Genomic DNA, 14,862 nt, shown 5'->3' on the forward strand with positions numbered 1-14,862 from the left:
ATTTCACCGCATCGAGACCTTTCATGAGCTCCACCGTCATCCCGGCCTTCCCGCAGCCCTCTCTTCCCGTCACAGGCGAAGCCGGCGTCTTCCCGGTCCGCCGCATCTGGTGCGTCGGCCGCAACTATCTCGAGCACATCCGCGAGATGGGCAATGACGAGCGCGACCCGCCGTTCTTCTTTGCGAAGCACGCCGACATGCTGGCGCCCGAGGGCGCGGTCATCCCCTACCCGCCGCTGACCACGGACATGCATCACGAGGTCGAGCTGGTGGTCGCGCTCAAGAGCGGCGGCCTGAACATTCCGACCGACAAGGCGCTCGACCATGTCTACGGCTACGCCGTCGGCATCGACCTGACCCGCCGCGACCTGCAGCTCGCCTCCCGCAAGATGCAGCGCCCCTGGGAGGTCGGCAAATCGTTCGACCATTCCGCGCCGTGCTCCGCGGTGGTGCCCGCCTCCAAGATCGGCCACCCGTCGAAGGGCAAGATCTGGCTGTCGGTCAACGGCACCGAGCGCCAGACCGGCGAGCTCTCCGAGCTGATCTGGAACGTGCCGGAGATCATCTGGAAGCTGTCCCAGCAGGTCGAACTGGCGGCCGGCGACATCATCATGACCGGCACGCCCGCGGGCGTCGCTGCGGTGGTGGCCGGCGACAAGATCGAATGCGGCGTCGACGGCATCGGCACGCTGAAGGTGAGCATCGGGCCGGCGGCGAAGTAAGCGGCTCGCCGACGACCTCAAAACACTTCCAAAAAGCCGCGCCCTGCGCGGCTTTTTCATTCTGAAACCCGATCACAGCCAAGCACCGTGATCACCCTCCCCTGGAGGGGGAGGGTCGCCTCATGAGGAGCGAAGCGACGCGTGAGGCGGGGTGGGGTGATCTCTCCACGACCACCGGCGCCCGCGGAGAGATCACCCCACCCCGCTCGCCCGCTTCGCGTGCGAGCGACCCTCCCCCTCCAGGGGAGGGTGGGCACCGCTCTTGCGGCGCGCGGCGCGCTCACACTCCATCATCACGAGCGCAGCTCACCACGACGCAAGCGACATCACCTGATCCACAATCTCAAACAGCATCGGGCTTGTCAGGGGAACGAGCATCCACCTTCTCGCGACGCCTTCCGCGCCCGAGTGATGCTCGAAGTCCCGCCCTCTCCACATGGAGGGCGCGAGGAAGGCCGGGCGCTGGCCGCGCCCGTGGCCCGCCTGCTCAAAAAAATGCAGGCGGCAGGTACCACAGGTCTGGCCGAACACACCCGGCCCTCCCCGCGCGATGGTTTTACAAGCTATAGCGCGCTCTTCCTGGTGCACCGGGCTTTCTGGCCACCATCCCCAGCGCGATGCCGTTAGGCATCGTCGCCACGTTGACACTAGCTTCGGAGTGTCAGAACCACACGCCTTCACCGTCCGCGAGCCAAGCGTTCGTCCGTGCTCATCACACGCCGCCGCCCCGCGTCCACCGCTCCCCGCTGCCCGCTGCCCGCTGCCCGCTGCCCGCTGCCCGCTGCCCGCTGCCCGCTGCCCGCTGCCCGCTGCCCGCTGCCAACGTCCGTGACGACCGCGAACCGTCCCCTACCGCGCAACGGGATGGGCGAGACTGTAATGCTGATTTGGCGAACCTGTCAATTGGATTTTCTCACTTTCAGAACTCTTCGCATTTAGCTGAGGGATGCGATCAGTACTGAGCCGCCGCGTACATCGCGAAGGACCCAAACTTACTCGGTCTATGTAATACCTACTACAGCGACTTAGAACGGAATCTCCACCTGAAAATCGGTAAGCCGCCCTCTCACGCCCTCCCAATTTTCCTCACGTTGCGACCAAATGGAGGTATCAAACACTCCCACCGGGCTGCTACTCAGAGCATCTAAGAACTTCTCGCTGCCTTGAACCAATTCTTCGCCCAGATCAGCGGCTATTCTTCGAAGCCTAGAGTTCGCAGCATTTACTCGGTCGTGCCTAAATCCAACTATCGCCCCGAAGACAGCGTTAAAAATGGAAAGGCGCCTCCAACAATCTTCGTCATCAGCCTTTAATGCCAACTCACGCAGAAATTTACCGATCATTGTGTCGCCACGAACAAAGGTTCGATAGTAAGAACTCACACCGCAATAACTATCGCCACCTTTGAACTGAACATCAGGTGCCGCCAGCCACAGGCTATATAAAGGTATATGCCTCCGACCACCATATCGCGCTGAGAATTCAGCGAGGTATTGTACAACCCGCTCATCGAGCTGGTTTCGTAGTCGGAAGCGATTTTGCTGAAGAACCTCCTGCACTCGGACCCACTTACTTGGCTGCCTTTGTCCCCATTGAATATCTACGCGACGCAATGTGTCGCTTGTTCGCACTTCGACAGGCTCAAATTCAAGCTCAACCGAGTCGCGCAGCAATCTACTCACATCCATGTTATACAGTATCGTTTCTGCAGGAAGCTCTTGTGCCTTGTCCCCGAGCGCGTGGACTATACTTGAGACGGTGGAGTCTGCCTTTGACTCTCGCACAAGACCTTCAGCCGAATGAACCAATTGACAGTCCACAGTCCAGAAAATCTGCTCCTTGACTAGCTCCTTGAACGATATGTTTGTCCGCCTCCCATTCTTCTCCACCACATAAACCGGAAGCTCCTTCATCCGTTCTCGCAGTTCATTCGGAAGCAACGTATCTTTTTGATTCAAAAAATCGAAAGGCACAAGCATTATTGCATTGTTGGCAGCCCACGTGAGCGAATAACCTTCTTCCTCGATCAGCCGCTTAATTTCATTTGCCACATGCATAACATACTGTCGGTAGACGGCTGACAACAAAACATCCCGCTCAGGGGTCGCTTCAAGAGTCGACCTCGCTACGTTAGTTTTAGGCGCACCCTGCCCTCGCGCGTTAGCCACAGCAATCAACGAGGACGTTCCGAGTCCTGGAGACCCGAAAACAACTGCTACGCCCTCAACACAAGTACATGGAACCACAGATAGCTTCGTCTCACGATGCGGTACATTTGCGAGAGCCCAATCCCGGTATGATGGCGACCATCGCACCGCGTAAGCAAACTCAAGCCCCTCGAATTCTGACGATATCACTTTGTACTGAGGTGGATCCCCTTGAGTTGACAGCCCCGCATCTTCGAGAATTGCCCTCACTGCTTGGGCGACAGAGGAATATCCAATCTTCACTGGCGCGCCGGAATCGACATCGACAGTCACTTCACATCGAGGAATTACTACCCACTGCCTCATGATATCCACAACAGAACCAAGCCGTGCCGTCGATCGGACCTTGAGGGCCACCTGCGTACCATGCGGCGCCAACGAAGCCACTTCTGGATCCCGGATCTTGTCTAACAATCGAACAAGGTATCGACCATGCACTGAGCGAAGCGAAATTCGTCGCGCCTTGTCCTCATGTGGAGAGCAGGTAGTTATCTCGACTTCGTCTGAAACCATGAATGTAGAAAGAACGCCGATGCCGAATCTGCTTATGGCGGAAAATCGCGGATGTTCCTCCTTGAATTTCTGATCTTGATACCGGGACGATCCTACTTTCAGTAGGTGTTTTTCGATAATCTCCTGGGTCATTCCCGTACCATTGTCGGTGACGGTTAAGACCCGAGAATTACTATCCCAGCTGACCCGCAGCTTGCCTTTTTCTCCTTCTCCAGTCTCCTCTTCATGCAACCGGATAGCGTCCAATCCATTTTGCGCGAGCTCTCTAAGGACGACTCCGGTGTCGTTGTACAACGTGTGCCCTATCAGAAGATCGAGAATCTTGTGCTGATCTATATCGAAGGAGTAAGTCTTCTTTAGAAAACCTTCGGTTTCGATTTGGTCCTCCGCAATTCGCTTCCAGATGAAAGAGTGTTTGGCAGCCCTGGACTTTTTGGAACCTTCGGCCCATTCATGACATTTTCGAAGTTCTTGAGCTACGTATGTGAGAAACGACGTCAAGCCAAAAAAGCCATTTTCTTCCGTGAAGGTGGCATGAACCTCGATTGTATCTTTGGGAGCTTTGGGGTCTGGCAAACGCTCTTCGTTCAATCCCATTCGAGGCATGACGCGCCGCACGGCATTTTGCTTTGCCCACTCACGCTGACTTATCGGATCGGTCGGATTTATTACCCGAAACAAAACGGAGGGCGTCCGATCTCGTCGCATATGAAGGAGGTCAGCAGATCTCAGAATTATAGCGCAGTACTGTACATTGGCAGTCTCAGCATCCGTTGATCCGTAAGGCTGGACTATTTTATACTTAGCAAGGTCGTCCAAATCGTCTAGATGATGGCTTTCCGCAACAAGAGCCAGATCCCGCCGTAAAGTCGGATCGAGACTTGACAGAACACGCTGAACTTCTGCAATCGCCGCAGTAGACACTCCGACATACTGCGAGAGATTTCCCTCAATCCACTGCCTCACTCGTCTGGCGTGATTGTAGCGAACGAACTCTTGATAGAGAAATACGTCGCGATCCTCCCCCACCAACTCATTCACACGAGCTCTATACTCCGCGGCGCGCGGGCCACTAAATAGAATCTCAGAACAGAAGGAAGAAAAGCCAGATTGATTTCGATTCTCGAACTCATTCTTAGTAACTAACATTCCCATATCATGGAAATATATTGACAAAGTAATCAAGAACCAGTCGGCATCTGACATTATCTTTTTAGTGTCATCATCGACCAGCCAATCGGCTAACTTAAGCACTTCGTTGATGTGACTTATGTCATGCTTAGAATATTCTGCGAAGAACCCATGCTTCCCAATCTGCGACAATAATTCAGCGGTAGTTCTCTTAATTTCGGATAAGCTAACCCCGAAGCCATCGTATTTTGTCGCAGCTTGCGCTCGAGCCTCGGGATACGAATCCAACGCAATCTCGACTGTCATGTTTCCGCCCCGCCGCCTTAAGCTTTTGATCCTATAATGGCAATATCTTAGGTTGTTGTGTGCGCTTGACGCAAGCCATTAACGTACGGCATCGCAGCTGGCACGCAACGTGGCCAAGCTGCGATCTGGGCGAGGCAACTGGGATGCGGGGGCGCGGCGCTGATTGGCTGCACACCGTTAGGCGCAATCTCCGGTCGTTAGAGGCCGACATGGGAAAGCGAGCGTAGGGCGGGTTAGCCGTAGCCTAGTCCGCCGCATTTCGCGATGAAGAACGGCGGATTACGCTCCGCTAATCCGCCCTACTCCGTTTCTCACCGAGACGCCGACGCCCCCACTCACGTAATCGCAATCGGGCAGCCGTTGCTGCCCGTGGCGCCCTTGATGGGAGCGGGCGTGAAGGAATAGACGAACTGGTATTTCTTCGCGGCGATCAGCTCGTCGAAGACCAGGTTTTCGTGGTTGTGGATGCCGTGCTTGGTCTGCAGCTCGGCATGGACCGCGAAGGCGAGGGACTTGTCGGGATTGGGGACGACCTCGACGGCCCAGGTGTCGGCGCCGGTCAGCGCCAGATCCTTCTCGATCACCCATTGGGCGGCTTCGAGCCCGATGCCGGGTTCGCCGCTGTTGAAGCGGTCGTTGTTCTTCATCCACAGCGAGCCCCAGCCGGTGTGGAAGAAGATCGCGTCGCCGGGCTTGATGTCGGCCTCGCTCATGTTCTGCTTCTGCAGGGCCGCCTTGATGTCCGCCGTGGTGATTTCCTGGCCGGCGTCCATCATGCCGCCCTTGAGCGCCACCATGTCGATCAGGTGGCCGCGGGTGAACAGCGGCTTCAGCTTCTCGACGCCGAGCTTCTTGAGGCCGTAGGCGTCGCTGATCTCCGCTGCGGAAAAGCCGTTGTAGAATTTCATCTCGCTCTTGTCGCCATCCTTGCCGAGCTGGATGCCGATGTGGCCGAGGCCGTCGAACTGGGTGCCGGTCTGGCCGATCTCGGTGGCGAGAAACTCGTCATGATAGACCATGCGGTTGTCGCCGAACGGACCGCCGGTCGGGCTGCCGGGAATCCGCAGCGCAAACACGCGCGCACCGAACAGCGGCATGCCGCTCTCGTAGACGCGGCCGATCTTGTAGATCGTGCCGTCCTTGATCCATTTGACGGTATCGAGGACCTTCTCGGGCGTCATGTGGTTGGACGCGCCGGCCTCGTCGTCCTTGCCCCATTTCGACGGCCACCACGGCTTGTCAGTTCCCTTCGGCATCGGCGCGGTCTGCGCCTGCGCTTCGCTGATCGGCGCCAGCGAGAATTTGCCATGCATGGAGCCGGCAAGCGCCGCGCCCGCGGCGCCGGCGAGACCTGCCGTGCGCAGCAATGTCCTGCGATCGGTGGTCGTTCCCTCGTTCCGGTCCTGATTGGTCTGCTGACTCCTGACCCCGTCGTCCTTCACCCCGTCGTCCATCGTCGCCTCCCCAGTTGCGCCCATTTGCTGGGCCTTAAAAAATCATTTTCGCCATGCTCCTCCTCCGTTAGTCTGATGTCCAGCGACAAAAACAAGACAGTGGGTGGACGCGCGATGAGCCTGTTCGAGAGCGACAAGTCTGCCCGGCGTCTGCCCGTGTCGTTGATCACCGGCTTTCTCGGCAGCGGCAAAACGACGCTGCTCAATCATTTGCTGCGCCACGATGACATGAGCGACAGCGCCGTCATCATCAACGAATATGGCGAGATCTCGCTCGACCATCTCCTGGTCGAGCGCGTCGAGGGCGAGGTTGCCGTTCTCGCGAGTGGTTGCGTGTGCTGCACGATCCGCAGCGACCTCGAAGAGACGCTGCGCGCGCTGCTGGTGCGGCGCGACCGCGGCGAGGTTCCGCCCTTCCGGCGCATCCTCATCGAGACGACCGGCCTTGCCGATCCCGCCCCGATCCTCCAGTTGCTGCTGAACAATCCGCTGGTCTCACACTTCCTGCGGCTCGACACCGTCGTGACGACGGTCGACGCCGTCAACGCGGCGCATCAGCTCGACCGCCAGTATGAAGCGGTCAAACAGGTGGCGCTGGCCGACCGGCTGTTGGTCACCAAGTCTGACATGGTCAACGATGTTGCCGCATTGGAGCAGCGGCTGCGGCGGCTCAATCCGGGCGCCAGGATTGAACGCGTGAGCCATGGCGCGATCGATCCCGCCGATCTGTTCGGGGCCGCGCTGATCGATCCCGAGAAGAAGGCGGTGGACGTCGCGCGCTGGCTGAACGAACACGCTTTTACGGAAGGGGGCGGCGGCGCGCATGAGCATCACGTCCACGATCATGCCGGTCACGGCCATCACGATCACGGCCACGCTCATGAGTCGTCAGTCACGAGCTTCATGATCGCGTTCGACGAGCCGCTGGACTGGATGACCGTGTCCGACTGGCTCGCTTATCTTCGCAAGGTGCGTGGCGAGGATCTGCTGCGGGTGAAGGGCATCCTCAATCTTCACGGCGAAGCGACGCCGGTGGTCATCCACGGCGTCCACCACGTCTTCCATCCGCCGGTGGCGCTGCCCGCATGGCCCGGCACCGACCGCCGGTCGCGCATCGTGTTCATCACGCGCGGAATCACCCGCGACGATGTGCTTGCGTTGTGGGAAGCAGGCCGCGCAGCGGCGTAGAGGCGGATCAGCCGAAGGCGTCATCCGCCGTCCATCCTCGGAAGCGGCGGACTACGCTCCGCCAATCCGCCCTACTCCGCTGGGGCTTAGTTACTCCGTCATGCCCGGGCTTGTCCCGGGCATCCACGTCGGGCTCAGCATGCCGAACGACGTGGATGGCCGGGACAAGCCCGGCCATGACGAGGTTGAGAAAGACGAACGCAAAATTCCGACCGTCACATGCGATAGCGCCGGTCTCACCGAAACGCCGACACCACGATCGCGCCGACGATCGCCACCGTCAGCGTGTACTTCGCCGCGTAGTACACCGTCCGGTTCCAGGCCTTGACCTTGCGCGTCGCGAGATGAAACTCATACAGCTTGCCGAACACCTTGTTCAGCACGCCGACATGCTCGCCCTCGACGTTCTGGGTGGCGGAGGCCTTGACGATGTGGTGGCTGACCCAGCGGTTGATGGCGGCGAGGAGGCCGAGCTTCATCGGGCGCTCGACGTCGCAGAACAGGATGATGCGGTTGACGTCGGTTGAATTCTCGGCGCTGTGGATGAAGGTCTCGTCGAACATGAAGGCCTCGCCGTCGCGCCAGACGCAAGGAACGCCGTCGACCAGGATGCGGCACTTGTCGGAGTTCGGGGTGACGAGGCCCAGATGATAGCGCAGCGAGCCGGCGAAGGGGTCGCGGTGGGCGCCGAGCTTGCCGCCGGGCGGCAGCATCGCGAACATCGCGCCGTGGACGTTGGGGATCGCGTTCAACAGCTCCACCGTCTTCGGGCACAGCGTGCGCGCCGACGGCAGGAAGTCGTCGTACCATTTCAGATAGAAGCGCTTCCAGCCGCTCTTGAAGAAGGAATAGAAGCCCCAATCGTTGTTGGCGGCGGCGGCGCGAATGAAGCCCTCGTCGAACAGGCGCACCGCCTCCTCGCGAATGGTCTGCCAGTTCTCAGTCAATGTCTTCAGCTCGGGAAACTGCTCGACCGGGATGACGGGCGTGTTCGGCACCGCCGATCCCGCATACATCAGCACGTTGTAGGGCGCGAGATAGGTCGAGTGGTCGCCGAGCTGGCGGGCGAACCGCAGCCGTTCCTTGCCGCGGAAGTGAACGTAGATCGTTGCGCCGATCAGAATGTAGAGGCCAACGAGTTGGGGGGCAAAAATCTGTCTCAGCATCTCCGGGTCCCATGGTCCGGCCGCTCAGAGCGTATTGCGCAAATCCGCGTCGCCGCAAAATGGCGAGGTCAAGGACGGTGATCTGATGCAGGCCGCAAGGCCATAGAATAGCCGGGAGACGGCGGGGCCGCATCCCCTCGCCGCGAGGTTGTGATCGGGCATCCCTCGAAAAAGTCGTCCGGCGTGGCCGGACTGCAACAGGGCTAGCCCCGGCCCATCTCCTGCAGCCCCTTGAAGGTCAGCCGCTTGGGGTCCCGGACGCCAGCCAGATAGATGCGCCGGATGAAGGCAGCCACCGCATCGCGATCGCAGCCGGTCAGAACGACGATGGCATCCACCGCGGTCTTCTGGGCCTCCATTGCAACTCTCCTCATGGCGTGAGCATCCGGCGACACGAGCCTTCACGATGCCGCTTAACACCGCGTTAACCGTGAGACGGGCCGCCAAGTTCCATGCCCCGATTCGCGGCCGCGCCCCATACGCGAAACCGCGCAGGTCAGAGCCGGGATGTCGAAGCCGCAGCCGGCCGGCGCGATCAGACCATGAAGAAATCCTCGCCCGCCCCGGCCTGGCCGTCATCGGCATGCGCGACGAGCTTCTGCCGCGTCGGACGGGTCGGCGGCGTGATGACGCGCCGCTCCAGCTCGCTCGCGGCCTGGATCTGATCGACGAACCGGACGGCAAAGCCGTTGGAGAAATGCCTGACGACGCGGCCGATACAGCTGCCCACCGCCAGCGGCGTCCCGATCTCCGGCCGGACTTCCGCCGAGACCGCGGCGCCCGACATCGACGCATCGATCACGAAGCACGGGACGATGCTGCCGTCGGCGAGCGTCAGCGCCGAATGCGGCGAGTTCGGCACGAAGCGCGCCTCGCGGCGGGAGTCGCGGATGGTCGGATCCTTCTGCTTCTTCTCCAGCCAGACCAGCTTCTCGGCGAGCTTGGCGCGCTCCGCGCGCGTCATCTCCAGCTCGAGCAGGAAGCCGCCATGCACGGTGTCGCTGATCTCGCCCTCGAAGGTGCCGAACTCGCGGAAATAAGAGGTCAGCCGGTCACCGACCTTGCCGACCACGGGCACGTCGAGCAGGGCCCGAAACGGCGACACCCGCGTCGTCCGGCAGGCGAACGACCGCAGCTTTCCCTGCGGGTCGTACCAGTTCGGCAGCGTGTAGGACCCTGCCGTCTGAATCCGCACCGCCCGCTGTCTCAGGAATCGGGCAACCGACATTGCGCGCCTCCCCTCGCCGCCATCCTATCCCCATGGCCGATGATGGCCCCGCCGCGGGGGCATGACACCTCGATAACAATCTTAGCGTGTAAATTTGGTCGAACTAAATCGATCAGAACCGTATCGCGCCTCATGCGCGAACGGTGCGCGCAAAAGACTAACGAATCCTGAATTTCGACATGAAATCCCGCCTGACGGAATCGTAGGGCGAACCCGTTTCCGCCTTATGAAAATGCCGAGCCGTCGAACTACGGTGCGGCGCGAGCACGCAAGAGTTGCTCGCCATGCGCGGCGACAGGCCCGGCGGCGGACGCCGCGGCACCTGCCGGCGCCCTCACCTCGGACGCGGCTCGACTGATGCCCGGCAGCAACTCACGATGAGTCTCCGTCGCGACGGCTGCGACCGGCACGTGCAAGCGCGCTGCGCACGAACAGCTAACACGTTCGCGCCGTTTCACTATTTGCACGCTAACAACCTGTTCACCACTTGCACAATCGGCGCTTCCCACGGCTGCTCCGGCCACCCTCGTGCAAGTTCGCTTATACCATTGGCGCTTAGTCGTTAGTCAGGGGAACCGCTGTCAGTCGGCTCGCGCGTTGCCCCCGGCGTATGAGTAGAAAGTAGTTACGCGTATGATGACCGCACGCATCGTGGTGTTAACCATCGCTCTCGGCGCGGGCGGCGTTGCGGCCTACCTCGTCAGCAACGCCGAGAGCCCGCAGCAGGCGCCGGCCGCGCCGGTGGTACAGCTGCCGACCGTCGAGGTGCTGGTCGCCAAGAGCGACATCGGCCTCGGACAGGCGATCAAGCCCGGCGATCTGGTCTGGCAGACCTGGCCCGAGGCTGCGAGCAACATCTTCATCCGCCGCGGCGACCGCCCCGAGGCCGCCAATCAGCTCGCCGGCTGGATCGCGCGCGCGCCGTTCGTGGTCGGCGAGCCGATCCGTGAGCAGAAGCTGGTCAAGTCGGACGGCTCCGGCTTCATGGCGGCGATCCTGCCCGCGGGCATGCGCGCCATCTCCACCGAGATTTCGCCGGAGACCGGCGCCGGCGGCTTCATCCTGCCGAACGACCGCGTCGACGTCATCCTGTCGAAGCGCGACAAGAATCCGGACAAGCCCAGCGCGCCCGAGTCCGTCAGCTCCGAGATCATCCTCACCAACGTGCGCGTGCTCGCGATCGACCAGGCGCCGAAGGAGAAGGAAGGCCAGAACACGGTGGTCGGCAAGACGGTGACGCTCGAGCTCAAGCCCGAACAGGCCGAGACGCTGGCGCGTTCGCGGCAGGCCGGCACGCTGTCGCTCGCCTTGCGCAGCATCGCCGACGTGAACGCGGCCGAGACCAGCAAGTCCGACACGCAGCAGCAGATGGCGCAACGGGGCAGCGCCATCGAGATCATTCGCTACGGGGTTTCGACCTCGCAAGGCGCAAAGTAAGGACGGGGACAATGAAGGGGCATCAACGCGCAAAGACGGGGATGGGGATCGTCCGCGCGCTTTCCATGTCGGCGGCCGTTGCATTCGCGCTCAATCCGGCGCTCGCGCCGGTGCAGGCAGCCGATGAGCGGCCGGACACGCCGGTCGTGTCGGTTGGCTCGTCGAAAGTGCACTATCTGTCGCTCGGCATCGGCAAGTCCGTCGTCGTCGACTTCCCGCAGGACGTGAAGGACGTGCTGGTGGCCGATCCCAAGATCGCCAACGCCGTCGTCCGTTCGGCGCGGCGCGCCTACATCATCGGCGCCGCGGTCGGCCAGACCAACGTGGTGTTCTTCGACGGCGAGGGCCAGCAGGTCGCGGCCTATGACATCGCGATCAAGCGCGATCTCAACGGCGTGCGCCAGGCGCTGAGCCAGAGCATTCCCGGCGTCAAGATCGACGGCGTCGGCGACGGCGTGATTTTGACCGGATCGGTCTCGAGCCCGGTCGAGGCGCAGCAGGCCGGCGAGATCGCGGCACGGCTGGTCGGCGGAGCGGACAAGGTCGTCAACTCGATCGCGGTGCGCGGCCGCGACCAGGTGATGCTCAAGGTCAACGTCTCGGAAGTGCGGCGCGAGATCGTCAAGCAGCTCGGCATCGATCTCAGCGCCAGCATGACCTACGGCACCGCGGTGGTGAACTTCAACAACAGCAATCCGTTCACGGCCTATGGCAAGTCGCTGGTGGCCGGCAACGGCCTGTCCGCCATCGGCGGCGGAAATCTGTCGTCGGTGTCGGCGACGATGCGCGCGATGGAGACGGCGGGTGTCGTCAAGACGCTGGCCGAGCCGAACCTGACCGCGATTTCCGGGGAGTCCGCGACCTTCATCGCCGGCGGCGAGTTTCCGGTCCCCGGCGGCTACGCCTGCGATCCGAAAACGGGCCTGTGCAGCACGTCGGTCACCTTCAAGAAGTTCGGCATCTCGCTGAACTTCACACCGGTGGTGCTCAGCGAAGGCCGCATCAGCCTGCGGGTCATGACGGAAGTGTCGGAGCTGTCGAACGACAACGCGATCACCCTGTCCTATGCCACGAGCGCGGGCTCGGCCTCGTCGGTCACGATCCCCGCGATCCGCACCCGCCGCGCCGAGACGACGCTGGAGATTCCCTCGGGCGGCTCGATGGCGATGGCCGGCCTGATCCAGAACCAGACCAAGCAGGCCGTCAACGGACTACCCGGCCTCAATCAGCTGCCGGTGCTCGGCCAGCTGTTCCGCAGCCAGGACTACGTCAACAACGAGACCGAGCTGATGGTGCTGGTGACGCCCTATGTGGTGCGCGCCGTCGCCCAGAAGGAGCTGTCGCGACCGGATGACGGCTTTGCGCCGGCGACCGATGCGGAATCGGCGCTGCTCGGCCGCATGAACCGGCTCTACGGCATCGCCGCGCGGACCGACGCTGCGACCGGCCAGCCGGCGGGCTTCGGCTTCATCATCGACTGAGATCACGGGGACGACGGGGAACGATCATGTCGGGATCATCTGCAAACCATGGACGGCGGGCGTGGTGCCGGCTCGGCGCACTCGCAAGCCTCGCGCTGACGCTCAGTGCCTGCAACTATACCAGCGGCGAGGTCGTCGCGACGATCCCCGACGACTACAAGATGCGCCATCCGATCGCGATCGAGGAAGGCCGGCAGGCGATCGTCGTCTTCATCGGCAACGGCCGCGGCGGCCTCACCGTGCCGCAACGCGACGACGTCGCCGGGCTGGCGCGCTCCTGGCGGCGCGAAGGCACCGGCGCGATCATAGCCGAGGTGCCGGCCGGCACGCCGAACGCCCGCGCCGCAGCGGACGCCTATCGCGAGATCCGCGCGATGCTGACCGCGCACGGCGTGCCCTCCCGCGCGATCACCCTGCGCAACACCACGCCGGACGATCCGCGGCAGCTCGCCGTGATCCGGCTGAGCTATCCGAAGATCGCCGCCGTCGCAGGCCCCTGCGGCCTGTGGCCCGACGATCTCGGGCCGAACATCGACAATCCCGGCTACAGCAACAATCTGCACTATCAGAATTTCGGCTGCGCCACGCAGCGCAACCTCGCTGCGATGATCGACAACCCCGCCGATCTCGAGCAGCCGCGCTCCGAGAGCGCCGCCTACACGCCGCGCCGTTCCGCCCTGTTCGAAAAATACCGCAAGGGTGAATCGACGGCCGTGGCCTATCCGGAGGCCGAGAAGGCCAAGCTCAGCGATACAGGCAAATGATCAACGCGTCCCGTCAAGGTCAGGATGAGCAGCCGGCGCCCAGCGGCCCGGCGCTCGACGATCACATCGCACCGGTCCCGCGCGTCTCGGTGCAGGCATTCTGCGAGACCGACCAGACGTCCGCGGCGATCCTCGCCGCCAGCCAGGACCGAAGGCTCGGCAAGGCGCATATCACGATCAAGGCGGGCGGCATGCCGCGCGCGATCGAGACCTATCATTCGCAACCAACGCCCAACGTCATCGTGATCGAGACCAGGCCCGGCGGCGACATCGTCGGCGGGCTCGACGATCTCGCCAGCGTCTGCGATCCCGGCACCCGCGTGGTGCTGATCGGCAGCACCAGCGACGGCGTCGCCTATCGCGAGCTTGTGCGGCGCGGCGTCAACGACTACGTCGTCGGGCCGGTCGAGACCATCGACATCATCCGCTCGATCTGCAGCCTGTTCTCGGCCTCCGAGGCCGTCATCACCGGCCGCATCATCGCCGTGGTCGGCGCCAAGGGCGGCGTCGGCGCCTCGACGATCGCACACAACGTCGCCTGGAGCATGGCGCGCGACCTGACGCTCGACTCCGTCGTCATCGACCTCGACATGGCGTTCGGCACCGCAGGCCTCGACTACAACCAGGATCCGCTGCAGGGCATCGCCAACGCCGTATTCCAGCCGGACCGGCCGGACACCGCGCTGATGGAGCGCCTGCTCGCCAAATGCACCGAACGTCTCAACCTGCTCGCCGCACCGGCCACGCTGGAGCGGGTCTATGATTTCGGCGCCGACGCCTTCGACGCGATCTTCGATACCTTGCGCCTGACCCAGCAATGCATCGTGCTCGACGTCCCCCACCAATGGTCGGCCTGGACACGGCATGCGCTGATCAACGCCGACGACATCCTGGTGGTCGCCGAGCCCGACCTCGCCAATCTGCGCAACGCCAAGAATCTGCTCGGCGTGCTCAAATCCTCGCGTCCCAACGACCGGCCGCCGCTGTATTGCCTGAACCAGGTCGGCATGCCCAAGCGGCCCGAGATCGACCTCAAGCGCTTCGCCAAGACGGTCGAGGCCGAGCCGGTCGCGGTGATCCCGTTCGACTGCAAGCTGTTCGGCACCGCCGCCAACAACGGCCAGATGATCGCCGAGATCGCAGCCCTCAGCCGGACACCGAAGATGTTTCAGGCGATCGCCAACCGGCTGACGGGCCGGATCGACCAGAAGCCGCCGCGCGGTTCGCTGCTGGCGCCGATCGCGAAACTGCTCGGCGCAAAATAG

Annotated in this window: 12 protein-coding genes; 6 read left to right on the forward strand and 6 right to left on the reverse strand. The window is 62.2% G+C overall.

What is annotated here, in order from left to right:
* Positions 1 to 23 precede the first annotated feature (23 nt).
* Positions 24 to 722, forward strand: coding sequence for a fumarylacetoacetate hydrolase family protein (locus tag ACQR1B_RS15910; RefSeq protein WP_434832461.1), 699 nt, complete (start codon positions 24 to 26; stop codon positions 720 to 722).
* Between the two features lie 306 nt (positions 723 to 1,028).
* Here the strand turns inward: ACQR1B_RS15910 and ACQR1B_RS15915 are convergent, their stop codons facing one another.
* From ACQR1B_RS15915 to ACQR1B_RS15925, 3 genes are all read right to left on the reverse strand, one after another.
* Positions 1,029 to 1,253, reverse strand: coding sequence for a hypothetical protein (locus ACQR1B_RS15915; RefSeq protein ID WP_434832462.1), 225 nt, complete (start codon positions 1,251 to 1,253; stop codon positions 1,029 to 1,031).
* A 494-nt stretch (positions 1,254 to 1,747) separates the two neighbouring features.
* Positions 1,748 to 4,879 carry an HD domain-containing protein gene (locus tag ACQR1B_RS15920; protein ID WP_434832463.1) on the reverse strand — a complete coding sequence of 1,044 codons (3,132 nt, stop codon included), beginning with the start codon at positions 4,877 to 4,879 and terminating at the stop codon, positions 1,748 to 1,750.
* 335 nt (positions 4,880 to 5,214) lie between these two features.
* Positions 5,215 to 6,333: a cyclase family protein gene (locus ACQR1B_RS15925; RefSeq protein WP_434832464.1), complete on the reverse strand. Its 1,119-nt coding sequence runs from the start codon at positions 6,331 to 6,333 to the stop codon at positions 5,215 to 5,217.
* Between the two features lie 75 nt (positions 6,334 to 6,408).
* On the opposite strand from ACQR1B_RS15925, the gene ACQR1B_RS15930 reads away from it, so the two are divergent.
* A complete protein-coding gene (locus ACQR1B_RS15930; RefSeq protein ID WP_434832465.1) occupies positions 6,409 to 7,521 on the forward strand; it encodes a CobW family GTP-binding protein in 1,113 nt (370 codons plus the stop codon).
* A 236-nt stretch (positions 7,522 to 7,757) separates the two neighbouring features.
* Here the strand turns inward: ACQR1B_RS15930 and ACQR1B_RS15935 are convergent, their stop codons facing one another.
* From ACQR1B_RS15935 to ACQR1B_RS15945, 3 genes are all read right to left on the reverse strand, one after another.
* Entirely contained in the window at positions 7,758 to 8,687 is a 930-nt protein-coding gene (locus ACQR1B_RS15935; RefSeq protein ID WP_434832466.1) for an aspartyl/asparaginyl beta-hydroxylase domain-containing protein, read from the reverse strand.
* A 203-nt stretch (positions 8,688 to 8,890) separates the two neighbouring features.
* Positions 8,891 to 9,046 carry a hypothetical protein gene (locus tag ACQR1B_RS15940; RefSeq protein WP_434832467.1) on the reverse strand — a complete coding sequence of 52 codons (156 nt, stop codon included), beginning with the start codon at positions 9,044 to 9,046 and terminating at the stop codon, positions 8,891 to 8,893.
* A gap of 176 nt (positions 9,047 to 9,222) precedes the next feature.
* The gene (locus ACQR1B_RS15945) at positions 9,223 to 9,915 is read right to left on the reverse strand and encodes a PilZ domain-containing protein (RefSeq protein WP_434832468.1); all 693 of its coding nucleotides are present in this window, start codon (positions 9,913 to 9,915) and stop codon (positions 9,223 to 9,225) included.
* Positions 9,916 to 10,548: 633 nt separating this feature from the next.
* Between ACQR1B_RS15945 and cpaB the strand changes: the two genes are divergently transcribed.
* From cpaB to ACQR1B_RS15965, 4 genes are read left to right on the forward strand one after another with little or no spacing between them, the layout of a single operon-like run.
* Positions 10,549 to 11,352, forward strand: a complete 804-nt coding sequence (cpaB, locus tag ACQR1B_RS15950) for a Flp pilus assembly protein CpaB (protein WP_434832469.1) — start codon at positions 10,549 to 10,551, stop codon at positions 11,350 to 11,352.
* 11 nt (positions 11,353 to 11,363) lie between these two features.
* Positions 11,364 to 12,833 (forward strand): type II and III secretion system protein family protein, encoded by a 1,470-nt coding sequence (locus ACQR1B_RS15955; RefSeq protein WP_434832470.1) that lies wholly within the window; start codon positions 11,364 to 11,366, stop codon positions 12,831 to 12,833.
* A gap of 26 nt (positions 12,834 to 12,859) precedes the next feature.
* Positions 12,860 to 13,597, forward strand: coding sequence for a CpaD family pilus assembly protein (locus ACQR1B_RS15960; RefSeq protein ID WP_434832471.1), 738 nt, complete (start codon positions 12,860 to 12,862; stop codon positions 13,595 to 13,597).
* On the forward strand, positions 13,594 to 14,862 hold the full coding sequence (locus ACQR1B_RS15965) for an AAA family ATPase (RefSeq protein ID WP_434832472.1): 1,269 nt from the start codon (positions 13,594 to 13,596) through the stop codon (positions 14,860 to 14,862). The genes ACQR1B_RS15960 and ACQR1B_RS15965 overlap by 4 nt, the downstream gene beginning before the upstream one ends.

Source organism: Bradyrhizobium oligotrophicum, from assembly GCF_051168495.1.
Classification (GTDB): domain Bacteria; phylum Pseudomonadota; class Alphaproteobacteria; order Rhizobiales; family Xanthobacteraceae; genus Bradyrhizobium; species Bradyrhizobium oligotrophicum_A.

Coding starts and splice junctions, on each gene's coding strand:
- ACQR1B_RS15910 (WP_434832461.1), top strand. CDS start 24: ATGAGCTCCACCGTCATCCCGGCCTTCCCGCAGCCCTCTCTTCCCGTC.
- ACQR1B_RS15920 (WP_434832463.1), bottom strand. CDS start 4,879: ATGACAGTCGAGATTGCGTTGGATTCGTATCCCGAGGCTCGAGCGCAA.
- ACQR1B_RS15925 (WP_434832464.1), bottom strand. CDS start 6,333: ATGGACGACGGGGTGAAGGACGACGGGGTCAGGAGTCAGCAGACCAAT.
- ACQR1B_RS15930 (WP_434832465.1), top strand. CDS start 6,409: ATGTCCAGCGACAAAAACAAGACAGTGGGTGGACGCGCGATGAGCCTG.
- ACQR1B_RS15935 (WP_434832466.1), bottom strand. CDS start 8,687: ATGCTGAGACAGATTTTTGCCCCCCAACTCGTTGGCCTCTACATTCTG.
- ACQR1B_RS15940 (WP_434832467.1), bottom strand. CDS start 9,046: ATGGAGGCCCAGAAGACCGCGGTGGATGCCATCGTCGTTCTGACCGGC.
- ACQR1B_RS15945 (WP_434832468.1), bottom strand. CDS start 9,915: ATGTCGGTTGCCCGATTCCTGAGACAGCGGGCGGTGCGGATTCAGACG.
- cpaB (WP_434832469.1), top strand. CDS start 10,549: ATGATGACCGCACGCATCGTGGTGTTAACCATCGCTCTCGGCGCGGGC.
- ACQR1B_RS15955 (WP_434832470.1), top strand. CDS start 11,364: ATGAAGGGGCATCAACGCGCAAAGACGGGGATGGGGATCGTCCGCGCG.
- ACQR1B_RS15960 (WP_434832471.1), top strand. CDS start 12,860: ATGTCGGGATCATCTGCAAACCATGGACGGCGGGCGTGGTGCCGGCTC.
- ACQR1B_RS15965 (WP_434832472.1), top strand. CDS start 13,594: ATGATCAACGCGTCCCGTCAAGGTCAGGATGAGCAGCCGGCGCCCAGC.